Below are 840 nucleotides of genomic sequence, written 5' to 3' on the forward strand. Positions count from 1 at the left end.
CCAGGTGGCGTTGCCAACGTCCAGGACATCTACCCGCTGGCCCCACTGCAAGAGGGCATCCTCTTTCATCACCTGCTAGAGACAGAGGGTGACGTGTACATCTCGCCCTCGGTGTTGGAGTTTGACAGTCGTGAGCGGCTGGACCGCTTCGTGGGCGCCTACAACGCGGTGATCCGGCGTCATGATGTGCTGCGTACGGCGGTGCACTGGCAAGGACTGCCCGAGCCGGTGCAACTGGTGCAGCGTGAGGCGGTGCTGAGTGTGCACGAGGAGGTGCTGGACGCTGCCAGCACGCTGAGCGGTTCAGAGCAGCTGCTGGCGCGCTTTGATCCGCACCGCTATCGCATGGACCTGCGCCGGGCACCGCTGCTGGAGCTGCATGCAGCCCAGGATCCTAAGACGGAAAGCTGGCTTTTGCTCATGCTCAGTCACCACCTTGTGATGGAGCACGAGTCGCTGGAAGTGCTGATGGAGGAGGTCCAGGCAGTCTTGCAAAATCAGGCTCACACCCTGCCTGCGCCGATGCCCTTCCGCGGATTCGTTGCGCAAGCCCGCCGCGGTTTGAGTCAAGGCGAGCACGAAGCCTTCTTCAACACCCTCTTGGGTGATGTGACCGAGCCTACGCTGCCGTACGGGCTTAAAGATGTACGGGGTACCGGCATTGGTGTTCGGGAGTGCCGCCAGAGCCTGCCCGCGGAGCTGAGTCAGCGCATCCGCGCGCAGATGCGACGCGAGGGTGTGAGCGCGGCGAGTCTCTTCCACTTGGCGTGGGCGCAAGTGCTGGCCAAGCTCAGTGGGCGCGAGGACGTGGTGTTCGGCACGCTGCTGCTGGGGCGCATG

General features: G+C 63.7%; 1 protein-coding gene. It reads left to right on the plus strand.

Annotated features, from left to right (window positions below):
* The coding region (locus AC3WOE_RS30525) for a condensation domain-containing protein (protein WP_492696311.1) at positions 1–840 on the plus strand (840 nt) is incomplete at both ends.

This window comes from Roseateles sp. FW305-36, from assembly GCF_058787015.1.